Annotated in this window: 23 protein-coding genes and 1 tRNA gene; 13 read left to right on the forward strand and 11 right to left on the reverse strand. The window is 62.9% G+C overall.

Annotation, left to right across the window (positions count from 1 at the left end; translation table 11 throughout):
* Nucleotides 1-55: 55 nt before the first annotated feature.
* From HCN50_RS26080 to rpmI, 5 genes are all read right to left on the reverse strand, one after another.
* Entirely contained in the window at nucleotides 56-826 is a 771-nt protein-coding gene (locus tag HCN50_RS26080) for a sulfite exporter TauE/SafE family protein (protein WP_171712758.1), read from the reverse strand.
* The gene (gene pheT / locus HCN50_RS26085) at nucleotides 823-3,231 is read right to left on the reverse strand and encodes a phenylalanine--tRNA ligase subunit beta (protein ID WP_171712759.1); all 2,409 of its coding nucleotides are present in this window, start codon (nucleotides 3,229-3,231) and stop codon (nucleotides 823-825) included. Before pheT ends, HCN50_RS26080 begins: the two co-directional genes overlap by 4 nt.
* Nucleotides 3,232-3,379: 148 nt before the next feature.
* Nucleotides 3,380-4,462: a phenylalanine--tRNA ligase subunit alpha gene (gene pheS / locus HCN50_RS26090; RefSeq protein WP_171712760.1), complete on the reverse strand. Its 1,083-nt coding sequence runs from the start codon at nucleotides 4,460-4,462 to the stop codon at nucleotides 3,380-3,382.
* A 201-nt stretch (nucleotides 4,463-4,663) separates the two neighbouring features.
* Nucleotides 4,664-5,023 (reverse strand): 50S ribosomal protein L20, encoded by a 360-nt coding sequence (rplT, locus tag HCN50_RS26095; protein WP_171712761.1) that lies wholly within the window; start codon nucleotides 5,021-5,023, stop codon nucleotides 4,664-4,666.
* A gap of 76 nt (nucleotides 5,024-5,099) precedes the next feature.
* On the reverse strand, nucleotides 5,100-5,300 hold the full coding sequence (rpmI, locus tag HCN50_RS26100) for a 50S ribosomal protein L35 (protein ID WP_008539890.1): 201 nt from the start codon (nucleotides 5,298-5,300) through the stop codon (nucleotides 5,100-5,102).
* 261 nt (nucleotides 5,301-5,561) lie between these two features.
* Here rpmI and HCN50_RS26105 point away from each other — a divergent pair, with 261 nt between their 5' ends.
* Nucleotides 5,562-5,987, forward strand: coding sequence for a hypothetical protein (locus tag HCN50_RS26105; RefSeq protein WP_171712887.1), 426 nt, complete (start codon nucleotides 5,562-5,564; stop codon nucleotides 5,985-5,987).
* A gap of 61 nt (nucleotides 5,988-6,048) precedes the next feature.
* Here HCN50_RS26105 and infC read toward each other — a convergent pair whose 3' ends face one another.
* Complete coding sequence (infC, locus tag HCN50_RS26110) at nucleotides 6,049-6,588, reverse strand: translation initiation factor IF-3 (protein WP_171712888.1); 540 nt, start codon at nucleotides 6,586-6,588, stop codon at nucleotides 6,049-6,051.
* A 223-nt stretch (nucleotides 6,589-6,811) separates the two neighbouring features.
* Here infC and HCN50_RS26115 point away from each other — a divergent pair, with 223 nt between their 5' ends.
* Together HCN50_RS26115 and HCN50_RS26120 are read left to right on the forward strand one after the other, a co-directional pair.
* A complete protein-coding gene (locus tag HCN50_RS26115) occupies nucleotides 6,812-7,606 on the forward strand; it encodes an alpha/beta hydrolase (protein ID WP_171712762.1) in 795 nt (264 codons plus the stop codon).
* Between the two features lie 140 nt (nucleotides 7,607-7,746).
* On the forward strand, nucleotides 7,747-8,217 hold the full coding sequence (locus HCN50_RS26120; protein WP_171712763.1) for a nuclear transport factor 2 family protein: 471 nt from the start codon (nucleotides 7,747-7,749) through the stop codon (nucleotides 8,215-8,217).
* Nucleotides 8,218-8,235: 18 nt separating this feature from the next.
* Here the strand turns inward: HCN50_RS26120 and queG are convergent, their stop codons facing one another.
* Both queG and HCN50_RS26130 read right to left on the reverse strand, forming a co-directional pair.
* On the reverse strand, nucleotides 8,236-9,423 hold the full coding sequence (gene queG / locus HCN50_RS26125; protein WP_171712764.1) for a tRNA epoxyqueuosine(34) reductase QueG: 1,188 nt from the start codon (nucleotides 9,421-9,423) through the stop codon (nucleotides 8,236-8,238).
* Entirely contained in the window at nucleotides 9,372-10,064 is a 693-nt protein-coding gene (locus HCN50_RS26130; RefSeq protein WP_171712765.1) for a glutathione S-transferase family protein, read from the reverse strand. The genes queG and HCN50_RS26130 overlap by 52 nt, the downstream gene beginning before the upstream one ends.
* A gap of 185 nt (nucleotides 10,065-10,249) precedes the next feature.
* On the opposite strand from HCN50_RS26130, the gene HCN50_RS26135 reads away from it, so the two are divergent.
* Complete coding sequence (locus tag HCN50_RS26135; RefSeq protein WP_171712766.1) at nucleotides 10,250-11,056, forward strand: undecaprenyl-diphosphate phosphatase; 807 nt, start codon at nucleotides 10,250-10,252, stop codon at nucleotides 11,054-11,056.
* Between the two features lie 137 nt (nucleotides 11,057-11,193).
* Here HCN50_RS26135 and HCN50_RS26140 read toward each other — a convergent pair whose 3' ends face one another.
* Nucleotides 11,194-12,162 carry a complex I NDUFA9 subunit family protein gene (locus tag HCN50_RS26140; RefSeq protein WP_171712767.1) on the reverse strand — a complete coding sequence of 323 codons (969 nt, stop codon included), beginning with the start codon at nucleotides 12,160-12,162 and terminating at the stop codon, nucleotides 11,194-11,196.
* Nucleotides 12,163-12,310: 148 nt separating this feature from the next.
* On the opposite strand from HCN50_RS26140, the gene HCN50_RS26145 reads away from it, so the two are divergent.
* Nucleotides 12,311-12,397: transfer RNA gene (locus HCN50_RS26145), tRNA-Leu, on the forward strand.
* A gap of 101 nt (nucleotides 12,398-12,498) precedes the next feature.
* On the opposite strand, the gene HCN50_RS26150 is transcribed toward HCN50_RS26145, so the two are convergent.
* Together HCN50_RS26150 and HCN50_RS26155 are read right to left on the reverse strand one after the other, a co-directional pair.
* Nucleotides 12,499-13,626 carry an acyltransferase family protein gene (locus HCN50_RS26150; protein WP_235977223.1) on the reverse strand — a complete coding sequence of 376 codons (1,128 nt, stop codon included), beginning with the start codon at nucleotides 13,624-13,626 and terminating at the stop codon, nucleotides 12,499-12,501.
* A 208-nt stretch (nucleotides 13,627-13,834) separates the two neighbouring features.
* Nucleotides 13,835-14,068 carry a hypothetical protein gene (locus HCN50_RS26155; protein WP_171712768.1) on the reverse strand — a complete coding sequence of 78 codons (234 nt, stop codon included), beginning with the start codon at nucleotides 14,066-14,068 and terminating at the stop codon, nucleotides 13,835-13,837.
* Nucleotides 14,069-14,240: 172 nt separating this feature from the next.
* Here HCN50_RS26155 and HCN50_RS26160 point away from each other — a divergent pair, with 172 nt between their 5' ends.
* The 8 genes from HCN50_RS26160 (at nucleotide 14,241) to ptsN (ending at nucleotide 21,229) form a co-directional block, all read left to right on the forward strand.
* Complete coding sequence (locus HCN50_RS26160; RefSeq protein WP_171712769.1) at nucleotides 14,241-14,426, forward strand: hypothetical protein; 186 nt, start codon at nucleotides 14,241-14,243, stop codon at nucleotides 14,424-14,426.
* 175 nt (nucleotides 14,427-14,601) lie between these two features.
* Nucleotides 14,602-15,216, forward strand: a complete 615-nt coding sequence (locus HCN50_RS26165) for a ribonuclease D (protein ID WP_171712770.1) — start codon at nucleotides 14,602-14,604, stop codon at nucleotides 15,214-15,216.
* Between the two features lie 137 nt (nucleotides 15,217-15,353).
* Nucleotides 15,354-16,085, forward strand: coding sequence for an LPS export ABC transporter periplasmic protein LptC (gene lptC, locus HCN50_RS26170; protein ID WP_171712771.1), 732 nt, complete (start codon nucleotides 15,354-15,356; stop codon nucleotides 16,083-16,085).
* A gap of 5 nt (nucleotides 16,086-16,090) precedes the next feature.
* Complete coding sequence (locus HCN50_RS26175; RefSeq protein ID WP_171712772.1) at nucleotides 16,091-16,768, forward strand: LptA/OstA family protein; 678 nt, start codon at nucleotides 16,091-16,093, stop codon at nucleotides 16,766-16,768.
* A 195-nt stretch (nucleotides 16,769-16,963) separates the two neighbouring features.
* The gene (lptB, locus tag HCN50_RS26180) at nucleotides 16,964-17,986 is read left to right on the forward strand and encodes an LPS export ABC transporter ATP-binding protein (RefSeq protein ID WP_171712773.1); all 1,023 of its coding nucleotides are present in this window, start codon (nucleotides 16,964-16,966) and stop codon (nucleotides 17,984-17,986) included.
* 205 nt (nucleotides 17,987-18,191) lie between these two features.
* Nucleotides 18,192-19,841 carry an RNA polymerase factor sigma-54 gene (rpoN, locus tag HCN50_RS26185; protein WP_171712774.1) on the forward strand — a complete coding sequence of 550 codons (1,650 nt, stop codon included), beginning with the start codon at nucleotides 18,192-18,194 and terminating at the stop codon, nucleotides 19,839-19,841.
* Between the two features lie 91 nt (nucleotides 19,842-19,932).
* Nucleotides 19,933-20,535 carry a ribosome hibernation-promoting factor, HPF/YfiA family gene (gene hpf, locus HCN50_RS26190; RefSeq protein WP_171712775.1) on the forward strand — a complete coding sequence of 201 codons (603 nt, stop codon included), beginning with the start codon at nucleotides 19,933-19,935 and terminating at the stop codon, nucleotides 20,533-20,535.
* Nucleotides 20,536-20,767: 232 nt separating this feature from the next.
* Nucleotides 20,768-21,229: a PTS IIA-like nitrogen regulatory protein PtsN gene (gene ptsN / locus HCN50_RS26195; protein WP_028347914.1), complete on the forward strand. Its 462-nt coding sequence runs from the start codon at nucleotides 20,768-20,770 to the stop codon at nucleotides 21,227-21,229.
* The last annotated feature ends 66 nt before the right edge of the window (nucleotides 21,230-21,295 follow it).

Consider the following 21,295-nt stretch of genomic DNA (forward strand, 5'->3'; position numbering starts at 1 on the left):
ATTCGAATCCCACACGCCTGTGGTTATGGGCCCCTGCGTTCGCAAGGACGACGGCTCACCGCAGCACACCATCCAACGCCGGCAGACCAAAAATCACCGCCGCGGCAATCAGCGCGTAGCAGATCGCGCGGAACACGGCTTCGCTGGCCTTGCCGAACAGCGAGGCGCCGAACCAGACACCAACGCCGTAGACCGGGCCGACCACGAACGCGAACTTGATCGCATCCAGTGTGATCAACCCGGCCGCGGTGTAACTGACGGCGGAGAAGATGTCCGAGACGCCGAAGAACAGCAGGATGTTGGCGCGCGCGATGACAGAAGGAATCGGGCGACCGAGCCAATAGCCGACGATCGGCGGGCCGCCGGTCTGGGCGAGGCCACTGCAAAAGCCCGACAGTCCGCCGACGCCGACCGCAACAGGCGCGTGATCCTTGCCGCGGTAGCGCCAGCCGGAGAGCAGAAGCAGCAGCAGCGCGAACACGAAGGCGGAAATGATCCAGCGTGTCGTCACCGGGTCTAACCGGCTCAGGAAATAGGTGCCGATCGGCACGCCGACCAGGGCGCCCAACACTATGACCGCAGTCGCCTTGCGGTCAGCCTTCTCCCACGCATTCGGCAGCAGCGGCGCGGCGGCAACGAAATCGATGATCAGCAGCAGCGCCGCTACCAGCCGCGGGTCGGCGATCGAGCTGGCCAGCGGCATGAAGATCAGCGCCGCGCCGAAGCCGGAAAAACCCCGCGCCGCTCCCGAGACGAAGGCGACGGCGCAAATCGCGATTGCGGCATTGAGGCTGACCTCGGAAGGGACGAGACCGAGAGGACTCATCCCCGAAGCGCGCCGCCGGTCTTCTTCGTCACCTCGGCCACGATCTTCGCCGCTACCGCGTCGATCTCCTGGTCCGTCAGGGTCTTCTCGCGTGGCTGGATCGTCACGGCGATCGCGATCGACTTCCTGGTGGGATCGATGCCCTTGCCTTCGTAGACATCGAACACGGTCACATCCGTGATCAGCTTCTTGTCGACGTTCTGCGCAGCACGAACGATGTCCCCGGCCTTCACGCTACGATCGACGATGAAGGCAAAATCGCGCGACACCGGCTGGAACGCGGAGAGTTCGAGCAGCGGCTTGGCACGAGTCGGCCTCTTCTTGGCGTCAGGGATGCGGTCGAGGATCACTTCGAACGCCATCAAGGGGCCGTCGGCGCCGAGCGCTTCCAGCGCGCGTGGATGCAGTTCGCCGAAATAGCCGAGCACGTTCTGCGGCCCGATCTGGATGGTGCCGGACCGTCCCGGATGCAGCCATGCAGGTCCACCCGGAACGATCTGCAGCGCCTGCATCGGCGCGCCGGCGGCAGCCAGCAGTGCGAACGCATCGGCCTTCGCATCGAGCGCATTCGTCACGGCGGAGCCGGACCAGTGCCGCCCCATGCCGTTCGAGGAGGCAAAACCATGGCGCACGCCAGCGGCCGCGACGAACTGGTTCTCGGGCTTGTCGCCCCTAAAGATCTGGCCGACCTCGAACAGCGCGACGTCGGAATAGCCGCGGTTGGCGTTGGCCTGCGCCGCGGCGACAAGACCAGGCAACAGGCTCGGCCGCATGTCCGACATATCGGAGGCGATCGGGTTGGCGAGCGTGAGTTCGGTCTGGCCGCCTCCGAACAATTCGGCATGCGGCTTCGAGATAAACGACCAGGTCACGGCCTCCACCATGCCGCGCGCGGCCAGCGCGCGCTTGGCGCGGCGGGTGCGGTTCTGGATCGTGGTCAGCACCGGCTTGCGGGCGTCCTCGCCACGCTCGAACGGTGTCTCCGGCACCTTGTCGACGCCAACGATGCGCACGATTTCCTCGACGATGTCGGCCTTGCCGTGCACATCGGTGCGCCAGGAGGGGACGGCGACCTTCACCATCGGCCCGTTGCCGGCGAGCATGAAGCCGAGATGGCCGAGGATGCGCTTCATCTCGACCAGCGGGACTTCGATGCCGGCGAGGCGCTTCACCTCGGCGAGCGGAAAGTCGATGATGCGGTCGTCGCCGAAGGCGTTGCCGACGACAACGGTCTCCGATGGCGTGCCGCCGCAGAGTTCGATTACCATCTTGGTCGCAAGTTCAAGCCCCGGCACCATGAAGGCCGGATCGACCCCGCGCTCGAAGCGGTAGCGCGCATCCGAATTGATGCCGAGTTTGCGGCCGGTCTGCGCGATGTTGATCTCGTTCCACAGCGCCGATTCGATCAGAACGTCGGTCGTGTTCTCGTCGCAGCCGGACGTCTCGCCACCCATGATGCCAGCGAGCGATTCGACACCGTGCTCGTCCGCGATCACGCAGATCGAGGGATCGAGCGTGTAGGTGCGGCCGTCGAGCGCCAGCAGGCTTTCGCCGTCCCTGGCGCGTCGCACGGTGAGATTGCCGGTCACCTTCTTGGCGTCGAACACATGCAGCGGCCGGGCGCGGTCGTAAGTCATGAAATTGGTGATGTCGACCAGCGCGTTGATCGGGCGCAATCCGATCGAGGTCAGCCGCTTCTGCAGCCATTCCGGCGACGGGCCGTTCTTGACGCCACGCACCAGCCGCAGCGCAAAGCCCGGGCACAGCGCGGCATCTTCCACCGTCACCTTCACTGGGCAGGGGAATGCGCCCTTGACGGGCTTGATACCGGCATCCCTGAGCTTGCCCATGTCGGCGGCGGAAAGGTCGCGCGCGATGCCGTGCACGCCGGTGCAGTCCTGACGGTTCGGCGTCAGATTGATTTCAAGCACGGGATCGCCGAGGCCGGCCCATTCCGCATAGCCCTTGCCGATCGGGGCGTCGGCCGGCAGCTCCATGATGCCGTCATGGTCCTCGGAAATCTGCAGCTCGGCCGCCGAGCACAGCATGCCGCGGCTCTCGACACCTCTGATCGTGCCGACGCCAAGCGTAATGTTCTTGCCGGGAATGAACGTGCCCGGTGGCGAGAAGACGCTGACAAGGCCGGCGCGCGCGTTCGGTGCCCCGCAGACCACCTGCACCGGCGCAGCACCATTGCCGGTATCGACCATGCAGACACGCAGGCGATCCGCATTCGGATGCTGCTCAGCCGAAATCACCCGCGCGATCGAAAACGGCGCAAGCTGCTTCGCCTTGTCCTCGATGCTCTCGACCTCGAGCCCGATCATGGTCAGCTTGTCGGCAAGCTTTTCCAAGGGCTCGTCAGTGTCGAGGTGGTCCTTCAGCCAGGAGAGCGTGAATTTCATGGTGTCTGCTTCTCTTGTCCCCTCTCCCGCGCTTGTCCGCCGAAGCCTCGGCGAAGGCGGATGCGGGGGAGGGTCAGGGTGGGGGCTTTCTCCGCGAAGACGGTGGCGAGCGAAGGCCCGGCAGAGCTTGATGTCAGCTCATCCGCACTCACGTGCTCAATCCCCCGGCGAGCGTCGGCACGTCGAGCGGCTTAAAGCCGTAGTGATTTAGCCAGCGCACGTCGCTTTCGAACAATTGCCTGAGGTCGGCGATGCCGTATTTCAGCATCGCGATGCGGTCGAGGCCCATGCCCCAGGCAAAGCCCTGGTAGACGTCGGGATCGATGTTGCAGGCGCGTAGCACGTTCGGATGCACCATGCCGCAGCCGAGGATTTCAAGCCAGTCCTCGCCTTCGCCGAAGCGGATCTCGCCCTTGTCGCGGAGACACTGGATGTCGACCTCGAGCGAGGGCTCGGTGAATGGGAAGAACGATGGGCGGAAGCGCATGTTGATGTGGTCGACCTCGAAGAATGCCCTGCAGAACTCGTGCAGGATCCACTTGAGGTGGCCGAGATGCGAGCCCTTGTCGATGACGAGGCCCTCGACCTGGTGGAATTGCGGCGTATGGGTCGCATCCGAATCGATGCGATAGGTGCGCCCCGGGCAGATCACGCGGATTGGCGGCGTTTGGCTGAGCATCGTGCGCACCTGCACCGGCGAGGTGTGGGTGCGCAACAGCATGCGCGAGCCGTCTTCCTTCGGGTTGAAGAAGAAAGTGTCGTGCATCTCCCGCGCCGGATGGCCTTCCGGGAAATTCAGTTTGGTAAAGTTGTAATCGTCGGTCTCGATGTCAGGACCTTCGGCGATGGAAAATCCCATGTCGGCGAAGATCGTGTTGACCTCCTCAAAGACCTGACTCAGCGGGTGGATGCGGCCCTGCTCGGCGGGCGCCTCGCGCAGCGGCAGGGTGACGTCGATGGTCTCGGAGGCAAGCCGCGCATCAAGCGCTGCGGATTTAAGAATGTCGCGGCGCGAGGTGAGCGCCTGGGTGACCTTGTCCTTGGCGAGGTTGATGGCGGCGCCTTGAGTCTTGCGCTCGTCCGGGGACATCTTGCCGAGGGTTGCGAGCAGCGCCGAGATTGAGCCCTTCTTGCCGAGCGCTGCGACGCGGACGGCTTCGAGAGCTGATTCGTCGCCGGCGGCGGCGATATCGTCGAGAATGGACTTTTCGAGTGCGGCGAGGTCGGTCATGGCAATCCTTTTTGACTAGGATGCTAAGCCGGCGCTCCTAGCCCGTCATGCCCGGGCTTGTCCGGGCATCCACGTCTTACAGCGTTCGCGAGAAAGAAGACGTCGATGGCCGGGACATCCAGTGCGAAGAGGCGCTTCGCGCTATTACCCGGCCATGACGACTTCGGAAACGTCGCGGAAGAACCAATGCTGACTCGGGGCTCAGGCCGCGAGCGCAGCCTTGGCCTTCTCGGCAATGGCCTGGAACGCCGCCGGCTCGTTGATCGCGAGATCCGACAGCACCTTGCGGTCCACCGTGATGCCCGACTTCGACAGGCCGTTGATGAAGACGCTGTAGGTCATGCCGAACGGGCGCACGGCCGCGTTCAGGCGCTGGATCCAGAGCGCGCGGAAAGTGCGCTTCTTGCGCTTGCGGTCGCGGAACGCATATTGCCCGGCCTTCTCGACGGCCTGCTTGGCGATGCGGATCGTGTTCTTGCGGCGGCCGTAATAGCCCTTGGCGGCCTTGTAGACTTTCTTGTGCTTGGCGTGAGCGGTCACACCGCGTTTGACGCGAGACATGACTGATATCCTTGATCAGAGAGGTGACGTGATCGCCGCGCGGGCGCGGCTCGGCTGTAATGGCGTGAACGCGCTTCTATGCGTTCGGCAAGAAGTACTTCTTGACGTTGTCGCCGTCGGTCTTGAACAGCACGCGGGTGCCGCGGAGCTGACGAATCTGCTTCTTCGTCCGCTTGATCATGCCGTGGCGCTTGCCGCGCTGGGCGTGCATCACTTTGCCGGTGGCAGTCACCTTGAAGCGCTTTTTGGCGCCTGACTTGGTCTTCAGCTTGGGCATTTGGCTCTCCTATGGCCGCAGAAAAACCCGCCCCGAGGGGCGCCTCTGTCGGCTAAAATGCTCGTTAGAGCGTTGAAAGTGCTCAGGTTCTTCCGAAAACCCGGATAACCCGCACGGACATCGCCACGGCAGCCCTTGATCAGCCGGGCGATGAAGGTCGGGCTTATGGCAGAGGACGTGCCAAATGGCAATAATGAACCGGCAAAGGAGGTCCAGCTACCTACCGGGGTCATTAAACGTATTGGTTCGGAGCAGGAAGCAATGGCTCGTCCTGATCGATCGATTGCCGATTTTTCGGCCTTCCCCCGCCTGCGTACCCTCCGCTGGCTGCTCGTGTTGGCAGTGATAACCACCATGGCGGCACCGGCGACTTCAGCAGCAGCGACCCGAAGGGCCGCGGGAGCATATGACGGCGTCTGGAACGTGGTTTTCGCTACCACGCACGGCAATTGCAGGTCCGGCTACAGCGTTCCCTTTACTGTCATTGGTGGCCGCGTTTCATCAGCCGGCGGTGGAAGGGTTTCGGGTTTCGTCAATCGCGCCGGAATCGTTGCCGTCAGGGTGTCGGTCGGTGCCTCCCGGGCGAGCGGCGGCGGCCGCCTTATGGGCAGCTACGGCGCGGGTTCGTGGCGCGGCATCATCACCGGTGATTACTGTAGCGGTACTTGGCAGGCTACGCGGACGTGATTTTCTGTCGTCCCTGCGAACCGCGTTCGCGGGGACGACAAAGAGGCGGCAGCCGTGCAACTCAGCGCGGCGCCAGCACCATGACGACCTGGCGGCCCTCGAACTTGGCGTCCTGCTCGACCTTGGCGAATTCGGCGACGTCGGCCTTCACCTTGTCCAGGAGCTTGGTGCCGATTTCCTGGTGCGCCATTTCGCGGCCACGGTAGCGCAAGGTAATCTTGACCTTGTCGCCTTCCTCGAAGAACCGCTGCATGGCGCGCATCTTCACGTCGTAGTCGTGATCGTCGATCATCGGCCGCAGCTTGATCTCCTTGATCTCGACAATCTTCTGCTTCTTGCGCGCCTCGGCGGCTTTCTTCTGTGCCGAATACTTGAACTTCCCGTAGTCCATAATTTTGCAAACGGGAGGATTGTTGTTCGGCGAAATCTCGACGAGATCCATGCCCACCTCAAGGGCCATCTTGATGGCCACCACGGTCTCGACCGTCCCGTGATTGGTGCCATTCTGATCGATTAGCTGGATCTGCGCGTTGCGGATATCATCATTGGTGCGCGGCCCGTCTTTGGTTGCAGCGGGCGGGGCTCTGTTGGGACGGCGAATGGGTAGTTCTCCAAAGTTGTGAAAGGAAGGGACGCAGTCTGAAGCAATATGCTGACAACAGCAAGCGAACTCGCGATCTCTGCGCCCGAAAACCGTCAAATGCGAGGCATTTCGGTCACGCCCGGCAAATATAGCGCAGCAGCCTGATCCGCAAGCGCCGGACGGTCGCACTTGACCGATGGGGCGTGCTCCCCGACAACGCGGCGGCGAGAGTGACAGATCCATGACCAATTCTGCTGATATCGACCAGGAACCGGCCTTTATCGAGGTGGGCGAGGGTGAGGGAAGCCGCCGCATCGCGGTGCGCGCCCGCGCCGGCGGCGCCCCCGGCCTGTTCTGGCTCGGCGGCTTCAATTCCGACATGAGGGGCACCAAGGCGCTGGCATTGGATGCCTGGGCCGCGGAACAGGGCCGGGCCTGTGTTAGATTCGATTATTCCGGACACGGCGAATCAGGCGGCGCGTTCATCGATGGCACCATCGGACGCTGGCTCGAAGAGAGCATCGCGGTATTCGAGCAGTTCTGCCGGGGCCCGCAGGTCGTGATCGGCTCGTCGATGGGCGGCTGGATGGCGCTGTTGCTGGCGCGGGCCATCGCCAAGCGCGAGGCAGCGGCCGCGGATCTCGCAGGCCTGGTGCTGATTGCGCCGGCGCCTGATTTCACCGAACAATTGATGTGGAACAACTTCTCCGACGAGATCCGCGAGGAGATCACGACCAAGGGTGTCTGGATGCGGCCTTCCGCGTATGACGACGGCGCGCCCTATCCGATCACCCGCGCACTGATCGAGGAAGGGCGGAATCACCTGCTGCTGGGCAGCGTCATCGAGGTCGGATGTCCGGTGCGCATCCTGCAGGGCGCGCAGGATCCCGACGTGCCCTGGCAGCACGCCTTCGCGCTGGCGCATCGGCTGCCAGCGGAAGACGTGGTGCTGACAATGATCCAGGACGGCGACCACCGCCTGTCGCGCCCGCAGGACATCGCGCGGATTCTCGCCGCCGTGGCCGAGATGGGGTGAGTTCTTTCCACTTTCCTCGCTGTCAACATCCGCGAAAGCGAATGCTCCAGTACGCCGCGGCCCATCGATCAAACTCGCTTTCTCTGGAATACTGGAGGCCCGGCCGTCGCCGGGGCATGACGATTCCGGGAGCTGACACCATGAACATATCCGCCATGCTCCGCGCCTTCTGCGACGCCGTCGAGCAGCGCAACGGCAAGGCTTTCGCCGAACTGTTCACCGAGGACGGCGTCTATCACGACGTGTTCTATGGCGCGTTCGAGGGCCGCGCCAAAATCGCAGGCATGATCGACGACTGGTTCTATCGCACGGCAAGCGATTTTCGCTGGGACATGCACGATCCCGTCAGCGACGGCGAGCGGCTCTACGCGCGCTACACCTTCAGCTACCGCTCGACGCTACCGGAAGCGAAGGGCGCGCGGGCAATGTTCGAGGGTGTCGCGATCATGCGGCTGCGCGATGGCAAGATCACGGAGTACCACGAGGTCGCCAATACCGCGCCGGCCTTCGTCGACCTCCAATTCGCGCCCGAGCGCATCGTCAAGATCGTCGCCAAGCAAGGTGCGGCGCTCAAGGCGCGGCCGGAGATGAAGCGACATTTGGCGGGGTGATGACGCATGGTGGCCGCCTTAGGAAGCTTGCAGCCATTCCTGCCGAACGCTTTCATCGGCTTCACTCTTCGAAGCCCTCAGTGCCAGCGCGTCGAACTTCTCCCGATCCGCCAACTGCGATAGCGCCCATACCGCCGCGCCGCGAACCAGCGGGCTTGCATCATCGAGCAAGCGTTCGGCTTCCGCCGCCAGCGACGGATCCTCCGCGTTGCCGATCGCGATCAGCACGTTGCGGATGAAGCGGTCGCGGCCGATGCGCTTGACCGGCGATTTCGAAAACAGGGCGCGAAACGCGGCGTCGTCGAGCCGCGCCAGTTCGGCCAGCGAGGGCGCACGCAATTCAGCGCGCGCGGCGAGTTTCGCTTCGCGGCCCTCCCGCGCGAATTTGTTCCACGGGCAAACCGCGAGGCAGTCGTCGCAGCCATAGATGCGATTGCCGATGCTCTTGCGGAATTCGTGCGGGATCGGGCCCTTGTTCTCGATCGTCAGGTACGAAATGCAGCGCCGCGCATCGAGCTTGTAGGGCGCCGGGAATGCCGCGGTCGGGCAGATTTCCTGGCAGGCATTGCAGGAGCCGCAATGGTCGGTGTCGGCCTCGTCGCGCGGCAGGTCGGATGCGGTGAAGATCGCGCCGAGAAACAGCCAGGAGCCGAACTCGCGCGAGACGAGGTTGGTGTGCTTGCCCTGCCAGCCGAGCCCGGCCGCCTGCGCCAGCGGCTTTTCCATCACCGCAGCGGTATCGATGAACACTTTCACCTCTTCGCCGGTCTCAGTGGCCAGCCAGCGCGCCAGCGTCTTCAGGCGCTTCTTGATGACGTCGTGATAGTCGTCACCTTGCGCGTAGGCCGAGATCGCGCCGCGCGTGCGCTTCGCCAGCAATGCGAGCGGATCATCCGTGGGACCATAGTTGACGCCGAGCATGATGATCGAGCGCACCCCAGGCCACAGCACGCGCGGATCCATCCGCCGCTCGGGTTGAGATGCAAGCCAATCCATCTCGCCATGGGCGCCGGCATCGAGGAATTCGCGGAAATATTTTGCCGCGCTGCCGATTCCCTCAGGATCGGTCACGCCGATGCAGTCAAACCCGAGCGTCTCCGCTTCGCGCATGAGCGCAGCCTTGAGGCCGGCGGCGGAGAGTCTGACGTCCTTGTTCAGAAGTCGAGGTCCACGTAAGTGCGCGACGCCGGCACGCCCGCCAGCCACTCGCTGAGCAGCGGACGGAACGACGGGCGGGATTTCACCCGCGCGTACCATGCCTTTGCTGCCTCGTCCTCGCTCCATGGCACGTCGCCCAGATAGTCGATCGCCGAAAGATGCGCCGCGGCGGCGAGATCCGCGTAGCTCAGCCGGTCGCCGGCGAGGAAGTTCCGCGTCTGCGCCAGCCAGCCGATATAGGCCAGATGATAGCGCACATTGACCTTGGCCGCGCGGATCACGTCGGCCGCCGGCGCCCCGCCGCCATTCTCCTCGCTCATGAAGCGCTTGTAGATACGCTCGGTCACCAGCGGGTTCGAGGCCTCCTCGAAGAATTTTTCGTTGAACCATGCCATCAGCCGGCGAACCTCGACACGCTCGCCCATCGAGGCCGGTAGCAGCCGCCGATCGCCGGCCTCCAGACCGTGCGTCTCGTCGAGATATTCGGCGATGACGCTCGCACCGGGAATCGGCGGGAAGCCGTCGGCTATCAACACCGGCGTGGTGCCCGCGGGATTGAGCACGAGAAACCCCTCGCGCCGCTCCCAGGTCCGCTCTTCCACCAGACGTAGGTCCAGGCCGTGTTCGCCGAGCGCCAGGCGAATGAAGCGCGATAGCGGACAGAACGGGTGATGATAGAGCGTATACATGAAATCCTTGAGGTAAATTCGCAGTGCTCCGGGAACCCCAAGCGGTCAGGTCCGCGGCACGCGAATCGCGACACTAGCCAAGCAGGCGCACGAGGCAACCTATGTTTGGCGTTTTTTTGCGATTGCGGCCTTAGGACAATTGGGCGAGAAGAGCGCGGCTTTTCCCGTCAAAAATGGATCCCATCATGATGTCGGATGCAGTGAAGGCAGTGATTCTCGGCATCATCGAAGGTATCACGGAATTTCTGCCGGTTTCTTCGACGGGCCATATGCTGCTGGCACAACGCTTCTTCGGCCTCGGCGAGGGCGCGTTCTGGCAGAGTTTCGTGATCCTGATTCAGCTCGGCGCGATCCTCGCCATCGTCATGCTGTATTTCGTCAAGCTGTCGCGCGTGGCGCTCGGCATGTTCACAAATCCCGACGATCGCCGCTTCGTGATTGGCGTGCTGGTAGCCTTTCTGCCTGCGGTCGTGGTCGGCCTGATTGCGGGAAAGTACATCAAAGAGCTGCTGTTCAATCCATGGGTGGTGAACTTCACGCTGATCGTCGGCGGTGCGATCCTGCTGTGGGTCGATCAGCTCAACCTGAAGCCGGTCGAGGATGACGCCACGCGCTATCCGCTGCTGATGTATCTGTGGATCGGCATCGCTCAATGCGTGGCGATGATTCCGGGCGTATCGCGTTCCGGCGCCAGCATCGTGGCGGCGATGCTGCTTGGCGCCGACAAGCGCTCGGCGGCGGAGTTTTCGTTCTTTCTGGCGATTCCGACCATGATCGGCGCGTTCGCCTATGACTTCTACAAGAACCGCGCCGAGATGACGGTCGATCACGTCGGCATCCTCGCGATCGGATTCGTGGTCTCCTTCATCACCGCGATGATCGTGGTGAAGACGTTTCTCACCTACGTCACCCGCCATGGATTTACGTTCTTCGCCTGGTGGCGCGTGGTTATCGGCGCGCTCGGCCTGATCGCGCTGGCGGTGGGGAAGTAGAACGCAAATTTGGGGGGTGAGCAAAGGCGCTTGCGCCGTGCCCACCTATCCATCAGCGCGCTGGATGGTGGGCACGCGGAGCCTGTCATCGGGCGCGCATTCGCGCGACCCGTTTGGCTTTGCCGCACTGCGAAACTTTACGCGCTCTTGCGCTGAAACTGTCCGGCGGCGCGGAAGCGCCAGAGATATTGCGGGGCGATCGCCTCGATCGATTCGGGCGTGATGCCGAGCCCCTCCAGCGTCAGCCCGGCGGCCTTGGCCGTGTCCGACACCACATTGTCCGACTGCAGCATTGCCACCTGGTCCGGCGTCAGCTTGAACGGCCCGGGCGCAAATTGCAGGAACAGCGCCTGCATTTTCGCCAGTTCCCATGGCAGCGAAATCAGTATGCGCTTGCGTTCGGTGATCTTGAGAATGACTTCCATGATCTCGCGCATGGTCAGCACTTCCGGTCCGCCGAGCTCGTAGACGCTGCCTGCCTTCGTCTTGCCGTCGACCGCATCAGCGACTGCGGCTGCAACGTCGCCGACATAGGCCGGCTGCAGGCGCGTCACCCCGCCGCCGATCAGCGGCAGGAAGGGCGATATCCGGGCCAGTGCCGCAAAGCGGTTGGTGAATTGATCCTCGGGCCCGAACAACAGCGATGGCCGCAGGATGGTCGCCGAAGGCACGGCCGCCAGCACGGCCTTCTCGCCGGCCGCCTTGGTGCGGCTGTACGCCGAGGGCGCGTTCTCATCGGCACCGATCGCCGATACATGCACCATCCGCGCACCGGCGGCAGCGGCAGTCCGGGCGATCGTCTCGGCGCCCTTGGTCTGGACGGCGTCGAAGGTCTGCGCGCCGCTCTCGATCAAGGTGCCGGTCAGGTTGATGGCGACCGCCGAATCGCGCATCGCGGCCTCGACGGATGCCGGATAGCGTACATTGGCCTGCACAGGGTGGATCTGGCCGACGCGGCCGAGCGGCTGCAGGTGCCCGGCCAGTTCAGGTCGCCGCACCGCCACCCTGATCCGGTAATCGCGCTTGGCCAGCGCCCGGACCACGTTTCGCCCCAGAAAGCCCGATCCGCCAAAGACCGTGACGAGCGTTTCGAGGTTCGATGCCATGGTCAGTTCCTGCCGGTCGAATTCGAGAGATTTCGGTGAAATTTTGCGGTTTCGCGATACGCCACCCCGGCTTTCCTGTACAGCGTATTCGGTCGGCATTGAAGCGATTTGACAAGCGCGTGACCGATCCTTACTAAGCGCGCCACGTGCCCAGGTGGCGGAATTGGTAGACGCGCTGGCTTCAGGTGCCAGTGGCTTCACGGCCGTGAAGGTTCGAGTCCTTTCCTGGGCACCATTTGCCCTTGTCCATGATTCTCGGAAGTGCGGACTGTTAGATCCGCTGACCGGCGCGCAAGGCCGGCGCATCCCAACGTCGCCTCCACCTTTTCGACGGGCTCACTTCGTGCCGCCGGCCGCCGGCTCGAGGGCCTGCATCCGCGTCCCGACAACGAACGAAAAGCGCCTGCGCAGCCTGAGGATCGGAAGTTCGATCACGTGCCAGGAGAACATGGCGAATGCGGTTGTCGCAAACGCAGCGAGAACAAAGAGCACGGCTACGTTGATATGCGAGGGCCAGACGGCGACGATGGTTTGCTGGATGGGATATCCATAAAGATAGACGCCGTAAGAATAATCGCCTCGATGAAAGAACGGCAATTTGGGAAGATCGGAAACGCCGATATAGGCCGTGAGATAGGCCAGCGCCGGCGTGACAAGGACGTTGAGGAGCGCGCCGGGCAATGGCCCTACGGTGGCAACGACCAGGCAGAACAACAAACACGCGCAAGCCGTCCGACGGCTGTATTCGATCTCGAATCGATACAGATAGATGGCGATGCCGAGCAGGAATGAGATGAACAGACGCGAGCCGCTGCCTACAAAAATGTTGCGCCAATCGAGCTTGGAAGTGGACGTAAAGCCCGGGTCGGCCAGATAAATCGCGATCGCCGTTGCGCCGAACGCCGCGCACAGTATCAGCACCAGCCGTGGCCCATGAAGGCATTTGCCCAGGATCAGGCCGGCTATCAGGACGTAGCAGCCGATCTCGAACGGAATGGTCCAAAGCGACAGGTTGACCGAGTGATCCGGATTGCTCGCGAAGACTCCCGGAAGTGTCAGGCTGACAAACCCCACTACGTTTCCGAAGTAGCGCCAAAATCCGTCGCTTCGAAAGTATTCCGACAGCGGCAACGTCGTAAGTATGGCGCCAAGCACGATCGCCGAGAGCACCACTTCGACCAGCAGAGCGGGAACGATGCGCAGTCCTCGATTGAGGATAAAGTTACCGAGCGACAGCCGTATCGCGCTTGCGGTAATCAGAAAACCGCTCAGCGCGAAGAACATCGAAAGAACGGCGTATCCCGGAAACCAGAAGAAGTGCAGGTCTCCCAGCGGGTGAGGTTCACCTTCCGCGATATGGAACGAATGCCAGCCGATAACGGAGAAGGCCAGCGCGATGCGTAGCGTATCGAAACCTGGTCCGACGCCCTTTTTGCTCTCGAGTACGCTTCCAATGCTGGGCATCAAATCCGCAGTCCGTGGGCTGACCGAGCCCGGATCTCGCGATGGAGCCCCGGGCGAAACAGATTGCGCCGCTCAACCACCTGTTAAGGCTGCAAGCGTCGATAGCAGCAATCGGACATAGCAGGGAAATGCCAGCGAAACGTAAATGACCGTCAGTGTAGGATGAACTTTGCCTGCAGCTAGGGATGCTGCCGGACCATCCGGCCGTCTAGTCCCGATCAGGGGCCGTCGTATGGCCGTCCGGGCCGCGTCCAAACACCCCGTAATCACTGGATTTCGTTCCGTCGCCATCGGCGGCAAGGGCGGTGAGCCCGAGCTTCAGCAGCTCGCGGATGGCGGCTGCCCGGGTCGGCATGCGGTGCTTGAAGCGAAAATCGTCAATGGCCGTCAGCTCATCCGGCGAAAGCATCACCTGGAGCCGTTCAACACGAATGTCGGACATGGGTTCCAGCCAAACTGAGTGGATTAAGTAATTTACTCAACGCGCGCCGCTGGCGCCGGTTCCAACAATCGAGATTCCGCTGCCAACTTAGCTAAATACATCAATAAAAACAATAAGTTGATCGTTGATCTTGGGTCGATCGAGGCGCATAATCCGGTCGTGGAGAATGGCCATGACCGAAAACATCAAGCTGCCGCGCAAGCTGTCCGAGGAGCGGGAGCAGCCGCCTCCGCAGCGGCCGAGCCACGCCGACGTCATCGAAAATCTCGACCGCTGGGCCAATAGTCCAGAGCTTCAGCCGCCCGTGTCCTCCGATACGAAACCGGCCCGAACGACCCGGACGTTGAGAAACCGCTGACCGTCGGCCACGCGGCGCTTCGCCCCGCGTAAAACAACCGACGTCCGATAAAGCGGACAAAATCGCCATGAAGTTGTCAATTCCCGGCCTATAAGCCGTGCCCAGCCGCTCGCCTCACGCGTCTCCGAGCGCTAGTGTTTCCGTCGAATCGACTTGAGACACGAGGCTTTCCTTCATGACCATCCGCCTGCATCGCGGCGATCTGCCCGATTTGTCCCGCTACAAGGATTCGGTGGCAATCGATACCGAGACCCTGGGGCTCAATCCGCATCGCGACCGGCTCTGCGTGGTGCAGATGTCGAACGGCGACGGCAGCGCCGATGTCATCCAGATCCCGAAGGACCATGCCGATGCGCCGAACCTCAAGGCGCTGCTGGCCAATCCTGCCATCACCAAGATCTTCCATTTCGCGCGGTTCGATATCGCGGTGCTGTACAAGACTTTCGGCGTGATGCCGCAGCCGGTCTACTGCACCAAGATCGCCTCGCGGCTGACGCGCACCTATACCGACCGGCACGGGCTGAAGGATCTGGTGCGCGAGCTGCTCAACATCGACCTTTCGAAGCAGCAGCAATCGAGCGACTGGGGTTCGGCCAGTCTGAGCGAGGCGCAACTCGCTTATGCCGCCTCCGATGTGCTGCATTTGCACGCCTTGCGCGAACGGCTCGACGCCATGCTGACCCGCGAAGGCCGCACACCGCTGGCGCAGGCCTGTTTCGACTTCCTGCCAACCCGGGCCAAGCTCGATCTCGGCGGCTGGGAGGCCGAGGACATCTTCGCGCATTCGTGACCGGGACCATTTGAAGCGGTTCGGCGGCCGCTTCCGCCCCGTTTCGGTCACACTGATCGCGAGTGTCCGGGCTGCATAATCCCGCAATTGCGGGTAGAATGACGCCTTCCTGGCGTCTTAGCGCCCTTGGAGCCGCGGTGAACTCGGTACAGAACCCTGCCTACGACCCCGGACTGGAGGTCCGCTTCGCGGCGGCTGCCCGCCACAGCCGGATGGTACGTATGCTGCGGGTCGCGGTCCCGGCGGCCGTGGTGCTGGCCCTGGCCAGCATCGTCCTGATCCAGGTCTTCTTGAACCCATTCCAGACGGCGTTGGCGAAGCTGCCCGTCGACATGGGCAACCTCGTTGTGTCGGGCACCAAGATCACGATGGAAACGCCGCACCTCGCCGGTTTCTCGACCGACCAGCGTCCCTACGAATTGTGGGCCAAGGCCGCGATCCAGGATCTGACCAACCCCGATCATGTCGAACTCCAGACGCTGCGGGCCAAGGTCATGATGGAGGACAAGAGCACGGTGACGATGGATGCGCGCACCGGTTTCTTCGACAGCAAGCAGCAGATGCTGGACCTGCGCAAGGACATCTTCCTGCAATCCTCGACCGGCTATGAAGCGAAGCTGTCGCAGGCCTATGTCGACATCAACAAGGGAACGGTGACATCGGACGAACATGTCGACGTCAAATTGCTGAACGGTACGCTCACCGCCGACCGGCTCAGGATCATCAACAGCGGCGAGGTGGTGCGCTTCGAAGGCAATGTCGTGATGAACCTGATCATGGAAACCCCTGCGGCACCCGAACCTGAGCCCGAGGCGCCGACAGCGCCGAAGACGCGGTCCGTCACCGGCAAGTCCGCCAACACGAAGTGATTTTCATGATGCAGTTCTTCTCGCGCAGTGTTGTGGCCGCCGTGCTTGCGCTCGCGCTGGTCGCCCCCGGCGACGCCCACGCTCAGGGCGCCATGTCGGGCGTGCCCAATGCGATGCAGGGCTTTTCGCAAAACCGCGATCAGCCGATTCAGATCGAGGCCGCCTCGCTCGAAATGCGCGACAAGAAAAAGGAGGCGACCTTTTCCGGCAACGTGAAGGTCGTGCAGGGCGACACCACCATGACCTCGAAGTCGCTGGTGGTGTTCTACGATTCCGGCCCGGCACCAGCCTCCCCGCCGCCCGCCGCGCCGAAGGCATCGAAATCCGGCGCGATGCAGTCCGCAACCCCTGGGCCCGGCGGCAGCTCGTCGATCCGCCGGCTGGAGGCCAAGGGCTCCGTCGTGGTGACGCAGAAGGATCAGGTCGTCACCGGAGAAACCGCGATCTTCGACACGCGCGCCAACCTCATCACCATGGTGGGCGGAGTCGTGCTGACCCAGTGCAAGAACGTGCTCCGCGGCGACCGCCTCAAGGTTGACATGACGACCGGCGTCTCGCGGGTCGAATCCGACAGTGGCAAGGTGCAGGGCATGTTTATCCAGGGAGAGAATTGCGGGTCCGGATCGGGCGGGGCGAAGCCCGCTCCGGTGCAGATACCGTCGCTGATCCCCGGAAAAAAATAAGGCAGATCAGCGCCTTAAAGATTAACTCGGGCCCGCGCGGTTGAAGCTGATAGCGTGAGCCTGTATCTACTCAAGCGGGGGCACGGGGGGTGTTTCACCGGGCAGGGGGACATCCATTCATTCATGGTTCGCTAGCGAAGCGCTTCGCCGGCGGGCGCGTAGCGGACTCACCGTGAAAGGCTGAAGCGAAGCGGGATGATGGATTTACTCGGCATGTTTCGTCGACGTCCCGCGAAGCGCGGCCCTGCGGGGTTTGCGCGTTCGCGTGAGGACATAACCGCGCTCGGCGACTCCATCGGCGACATGCTGGCGAGCCCGGTGCGCGATGCGCCGCCGGTGGCGCGTTCGGCTTCATTGCCGGGGCTTGAACTGCCGGAGCCGGAGCCCGACATCGCGCCGCCGCGCGAATCGCGTCCGCGCACACAGGCATCTCGTCCCAAGTCTAATGCCAATGCCAAGTCCAATGGCGGCGCAGCCCCGCATCTGATCAAGCGGCCCGGCTTTCTTGCCGTGCACAGCGTGGAGAAGAGTTTCGGCACGCGGCAGGTCGTGCGCGGCGTCAGCATCTATGTCCGCCGCGGCGAGGCGGTTGGCCTGCTCGGCCCGAACGGCGCCGGCAAGACAACGGTCTTCTACATGATCACCGGCCTGATCAAGGCCGATCGCGGCGCCATCGAACTCGACGGGCACGACGTCACCAAGCTGCCGATGTATCAGCGCGCGCGGCTTGGCATCGGCTACCTGCCACAGGAAGCCTCGATCTTTCGCGGCCTCACCGTGGAGCAGAACATCCGCGCGGTGCTCGAGGTCGTCGAGCCCAGCCGCAAGAAGCGCGAGCGCGAGCTCGACGCGCTACTCGACGAATTCAACGTCACGCGCCTGCGCAAATCGCCCTCGATTGCGCTCTCCGGCGGCGAGCGCCGCCGCGTCGAAATCGCGCGTGCGCTCGCAACGCGCCCGAACTACATGCTGCTCGACGAACCCTTTGCCGGCATCGATCCGATCGCAGTCGGCGACATCCAGGACCTGGTTCGCCACCTCACCAACCGCGGCATCGGCGTCCTGATCACCGACCACAATGTGCGGGAAACGCTCGGCCTGACCGACCGCGCCTACATCGTCTATGCCGGCCAGATTTTGACCGAGGGCAGTCCGGAAGAAATCGTCAACGATCCGGATGTACGCCGTCTTTACCTTGGCGAGGAATTCCGGCTTTAGCGTCCGAAGCGCCACGTGTTGGCGGTTTGGCGATAAGGTCTTGCGTTCGCTTGGGAATCGATCGGTGCGCGGGCGTCGAACCGGTGCCCATTGGTGCCGGGCGCGCCATATCCCAATTTTCGCGCGCGTCAAGGCGTGTACAAGGGCTCTGGACTAATATAAGCAAGAATCGGACCAACTTTTCAGTGGATCGGTTCTTGTCGCTATGGCGCTGACGCAGAGATTAGAGTTCCGCCAGTCACAGTCGCTGGTCATGACGCCGCAATTGATGCAGGCGATCAAGCTGCTGCAATTGTCGAATCTCGACCTGTCGGCCTTTGTCGAGGAGGAACTCGAGCGCAATCCGCTGTTGGAAAGGGCCAGCGATGGCCCGGAACCGCCGGTCGCGGGCGAGCCGGCCGCCGAAGGCGCCGATTTCTCGAACTCTGGCAGTGATGGCGACGACGGTGGCAGCGATGCCTCTGATATGAGCGCCGGCCCGGGCGGCGAGGCCTTCGAGCCCGGCCAGGAGGACTGGCTGAATCGCGATCTTGGCAGCCGTACCGAAATCGAGCAGACGTTTGACGCCCCGCTCGACAACGTTTTTTCCGAAGAGCCCGCTGAAGCCGCCGCGCGCGCCGCACAGGACGCGGCGCCGACCGCCTATACCGAATGGGGCGGCGGCGCCTCCAACGACGATGAGTACAATTTGGAAGCCTTCGTCGCCGCCGAGGTGACGCTCGGTAGCCACCTCGCCGAACAGCTTGCAGTTGCATTCAGCGCGCCGGCGCAGCGCATGATCGGGCAATATCTGATCGATCTCGTCGACGATGCCGGCTACCTGCCGCCGGATCTCGGGCAGGCCGCCGAGCGCCTCGGCGCCTCGCAGGCCGATGTCGATGCGGTCCTCGCGGCGCTGCAGAAGTTCGATCCGCCCGGCGTCTGTGCGCGAAACTTGAGCGAGTGCCTCGCGATTCAGCTTCGCGAACTCAACCGTTACGACCCCGCCATGCAGGCGCTGGTGGAAAATCTCGATCTGCTCGCGAAACGCGACATTGCCGCGTTACGCAAATTGTGCGGCGTCGATGACGAAGACATCACCGATATGATCGGCGAGATCCGGCGCCTTGATCCGAAGCCGGGCTTGCGGTTCGGCACGGCGCGCACGCAGACCATGGTGCCGGATGTTTATGTCCGGCCCGGTCCGGATGGCGGCTGGCATGTCGAGCTCAACAGCGACACTCTGCCGCGCGTGCTGGTCAATCAGGTCTACTACACCGAGTTGTCGAAGACGATCCGCAAGGACGGCGACAAATCCTATTTCAGCGACTGCCTGCAGAACGCGACCTGGCTTGTGCGCGCACTCGATCAGCGCGCCCGCACCATTTTAAAGGTCGCCACCGAGATCGTCCGTCAGCAGGACGGTTTCTTCACCCACGGCGTCGCGCATTTGCGGCCGCTCAATCTGAAAGCGGTAGCGGATGCAATCCAGATGCACGAATCGACGGTGTCCCGCGTCACCGCCAACAAATATATGGCGACCAATCGTGGGACCTTCGAATTGAAATATTTCTTCACGGCCTCGATTGCGTCGGCCGACGGCGGTGAGGCGCATTCGGCCGAAGCGGTGCGTCACCACATCAAGCAGCTGATCGATGCGGAAGCTCCGAATGCAATCCTCTCCGACGATACCATCGTGGAACGATTGCGCGAATCCGGCATTGATATTGCCCGCCGCACGGTCGCGAAATACCGCGAAGCGATGCGCATTCCTTCCTCGGTCCAGCGCCGCCGCGACAAACAGAGCACGCTCGGTAATGCCCTTTCCGCTTCCGCCACTTCCTCCGACCGGTCCCGCGATATGGCCCCGGCCTGATTGCGTTCGCGTCAAATCGCGATACTCTCGGTTCGCCATAGAGCCGATCCGGAAAAAACCAGAGTAGTCGAAGCATCAAGCGAGGCAGCAAATGACCCTTCGAATCTCCGGCAAGAGCATCAGCGTCGGCGAGGCGCTTCGTTCGCGCGTCAGCGAGCGCACTGATGAGGTCTTGAGAAAATATTTCGACGGCAATTATTCCGGCCATATCACGTTGAGCAAGGACGGCTTCGGCTTCCGCACCGATTGCGCGCTGCACCTTGATTCGGGAATCACGCTGGAGGCGGATTCCAACGCTACCGACGCCTATGCCAGCGCCGACCAGGCGCTCCTGATGATCGAGAAGCGCCTGCGCCGCTACAAGAGCCGGCTGAAGGACCGCTCCGCCCGCAAGGCCTATGCGGCCACCGCGGCACTCGCGGAGATCGACGCCCCTGCGCTCGATGCGCCGAGCTACGTGATCGAGGCGCCGTCGGAAGGCGAGGAGGAGGTGACCTCCTATAGCCCCGTCATCATTGCCGAGGCGACCACGTCGCTGAAGCGGCTTTCGGTGAGCGAGGCAGTCATGGAACTCGACCTGACCGGGGCCGCCTGCATCGTGTTCCAGCACGGGTCCAGCGGCCGGGTGAACATCATTTACCGCCGGGCGGACGGCAATGTCGGCTGGATCGATCCCCCCGTGGTTACCCCCTGACAATCTGGCTCCCATGGCATTGACGCCCCCGTTAGCCCTCCCTATGGTCCGCCGCTCTTCAAGCAGAGCGAGCAGGAAACTGGCCTTTCGGGAGTTGGCACTGCGCATGCATTGGAGTAGAAGCCGTGCAAATCGGGACCCGGGTTAAGCCCGCCTCCCGCTTCATCTTCTTGACGCCCCGGTTCTAGAACCTATCTCGCAACCTGACGGTTAATTCACCTCGGAACGCCCCATGACGATTACCGATCTGGTCGCACCCGAGGCGATTCTCCCCGCATTGAAGGTGATCAGCAAGAAGCAGGCGCTGCAGGAGCTGGCGGCGCGGGCGTCCGCCCTGACCGGCCAGAACGAGCGCTCGGTGTTCGAGGTGTTGTTGCAGCGGGAGAAGCTGGGCACCACCGCCGTCGGTTATGGCGTCGCCATTCCGCACGGCAAACTGCCGAAGCTGGAAAAGCTGTTCGGGCTGTTCGCCCGGCTTGAACGGCCGATCGATTTCGAGGCGATGGACGGCCAGCCGGTCGACCTGATCTTCCTGCTGCTGGCGCCGGAGGGCGCGGGCGCCGATCATCTGAAGGCGCTGGCGCGGATTGCGCGCCTGTTGCGTGACCAGGACGTCGCCAAGAAGCTTCGCGCCTCGCGCGACGCGCAGGCGATCTATTCGGTGCTGGCCCTGCCGCCGGCCAGCGCAGCCTAATTCCCTCCGGGAACTCCTTTTCCCGTAAGTAGTGAACGCGTTAAACGCAATTTTAAGCTAAATAGC

The sequence above is a fragment of the Bradyrhizobium archetypum genome (genome assembly GCF_013114835.1).
Lineage (GTDB): Bacteria > Pseudomonadota > Alphaproteobacteria > Rhizobiales > Xanthobacteraceae > Bradyrhizobium > Bradyrhizobium archetypum.

Excerpts from the sequence above, each read along its gene's own strand:
- HCN50_RS26080 (WP_171712758.1), bottom strand. The coding sequence starts at position 826 with ATGAGTCCTCTCGGTCTCGTCCCTTCCGAGGTCAGCCTCAATGCCGCA.
- pheT (WP_171712759.1), bottom strand. The coding sequence starts at position 3,231 with ATGAAATTCACGCTCTCCTGGCTGAAGGACCACCTCGACACTGACGAG.
- pheS (WP_171712760.1), bottom strand. The coding sequence starts at position 4,462 with ATGACCGACCTCGCCGCACTCGAAAAGTCCATTCTCGACGATATCGCC.
- rplT (WP_171712761.1), bottom strand. The coding sequence starts at position 5,023 with ATGTCTCGCGTCAAACGCGGTGTGACCGCTCACGCCAAGCACAAGAAA.
- rpmI (WP_008539890.1), bottom strand. The coding sequence starts at position 5,300 with ATGCCCAAGCTGAAGACCAAGTCAGGCGCCAAAAAGCGCTTCAAGGTG.
- HCN50_RS26105 (WP_171712887.1), top strand. The coding sequence starts at position 5,562 with ATGGCTCGTCCTGATCGATCGATTGCCGATTTTTCGGCCTTCCCCCGC.
- HCN50_RS26115 (WP_171712762.1), top strand. The coding sequence starts at position 6,812 with ATGACCAATTCTGCTGATATCGACCAGGAACCGGCCTTTATCGAGGTG.
- HCN50_RS26120 (WP_171712763.1), top strand. The coding sequence starts at position 7,747 with ATGAACATATCCGCCATGCTCCGCGCCTTCTGCGACGCCGTCGAGCAG.
- HCN50_RS26130 (WP_171712765.1), bottom strand. The coding sequence starts at position 10,064 with ATGTATACGCTCTATCATCACCCGTTCTGTCCGCTATCGCGCTTCATT.
- HCN50_RS26135 (WP_171712766.1), top strand. The coding sequence starts at position 10,250 with ATGATGTCGGATGCAGTGAAGGCAGTGATTCTCGGCATCATCGAAGGT.
- HCN50_RS26140 (WP_171712767.1), bottom strand. The coding sequence starts at position 12,162 with ATGGCATCGAACCTCGAAACGCTCGTCACGGTCTTTGGCGGATCGGGC.
- HCN50_RS26150 (WP_235977223.1), bottom strand. The coding sequence starts at position 13,626 with ATGCCCAGCATTGGAAGCGTACTCGAGAGCAAAAAGGGCGTCGGACCA.
- HCN50_RS26155 (WP_171712768.1), bottom strand. The coding sequence starts at position 14,068 with ATGTCCGACATTCGTGTTGAACGGCTCCAGGTGATGCTTTCGCCGGAT.
- HCN50_RS26160 (WP_171712769.1), top strand. The coding sequence starts at position 14,241 with ATGACCGAAAACATCAAGCTGCCGCGCAAGCTGTCCGAGGAGCGGGAG.
- HCN50_RS26165 (WP_171712770.1), top strand. The coding sequence starts at position 14,602 with ATGACCATCCGCCTGCATCGCGGCGATCTGCCCGATTTGTCCCGCTAC.
- HCN50_RS26175 (WP_171712772.1), top strand. The coding sequence starts at position 16,091 with ATGATGCAGTTCTTCTCGCGCAGTGTTGTGGCCGCCGTGCTTGCGCTC.
- lptB (WP_171712773.1), top strand. The coding sequence starts at position 16,964 with ATGATGGATTTACTCGGCATGTTTCGTCGACGTCCCGCGAAGCGCGGC.
- rpoN (WP_171712774.1), top strand. The coding sequence starts at position 18,192 with ATGGCGCTGACGCAGAGATTAGAGTTCCGCCAGTCACAGTCGCTGGTC.
- hpf (WP_171712775.1), top strand. The coding sequence starts at position 19,933 with ATGACCCTTCGAATCTCCGGCAAGAGCATCAGCGTCGGCGAGGCGCTT.
- ptsN (WP_028347914.1), top strand. The coding sequence starts at position 20,768 with ATGACGATTACCGATCTGGTCGCACCCGAGGCGATTCTCCCCGCATTG.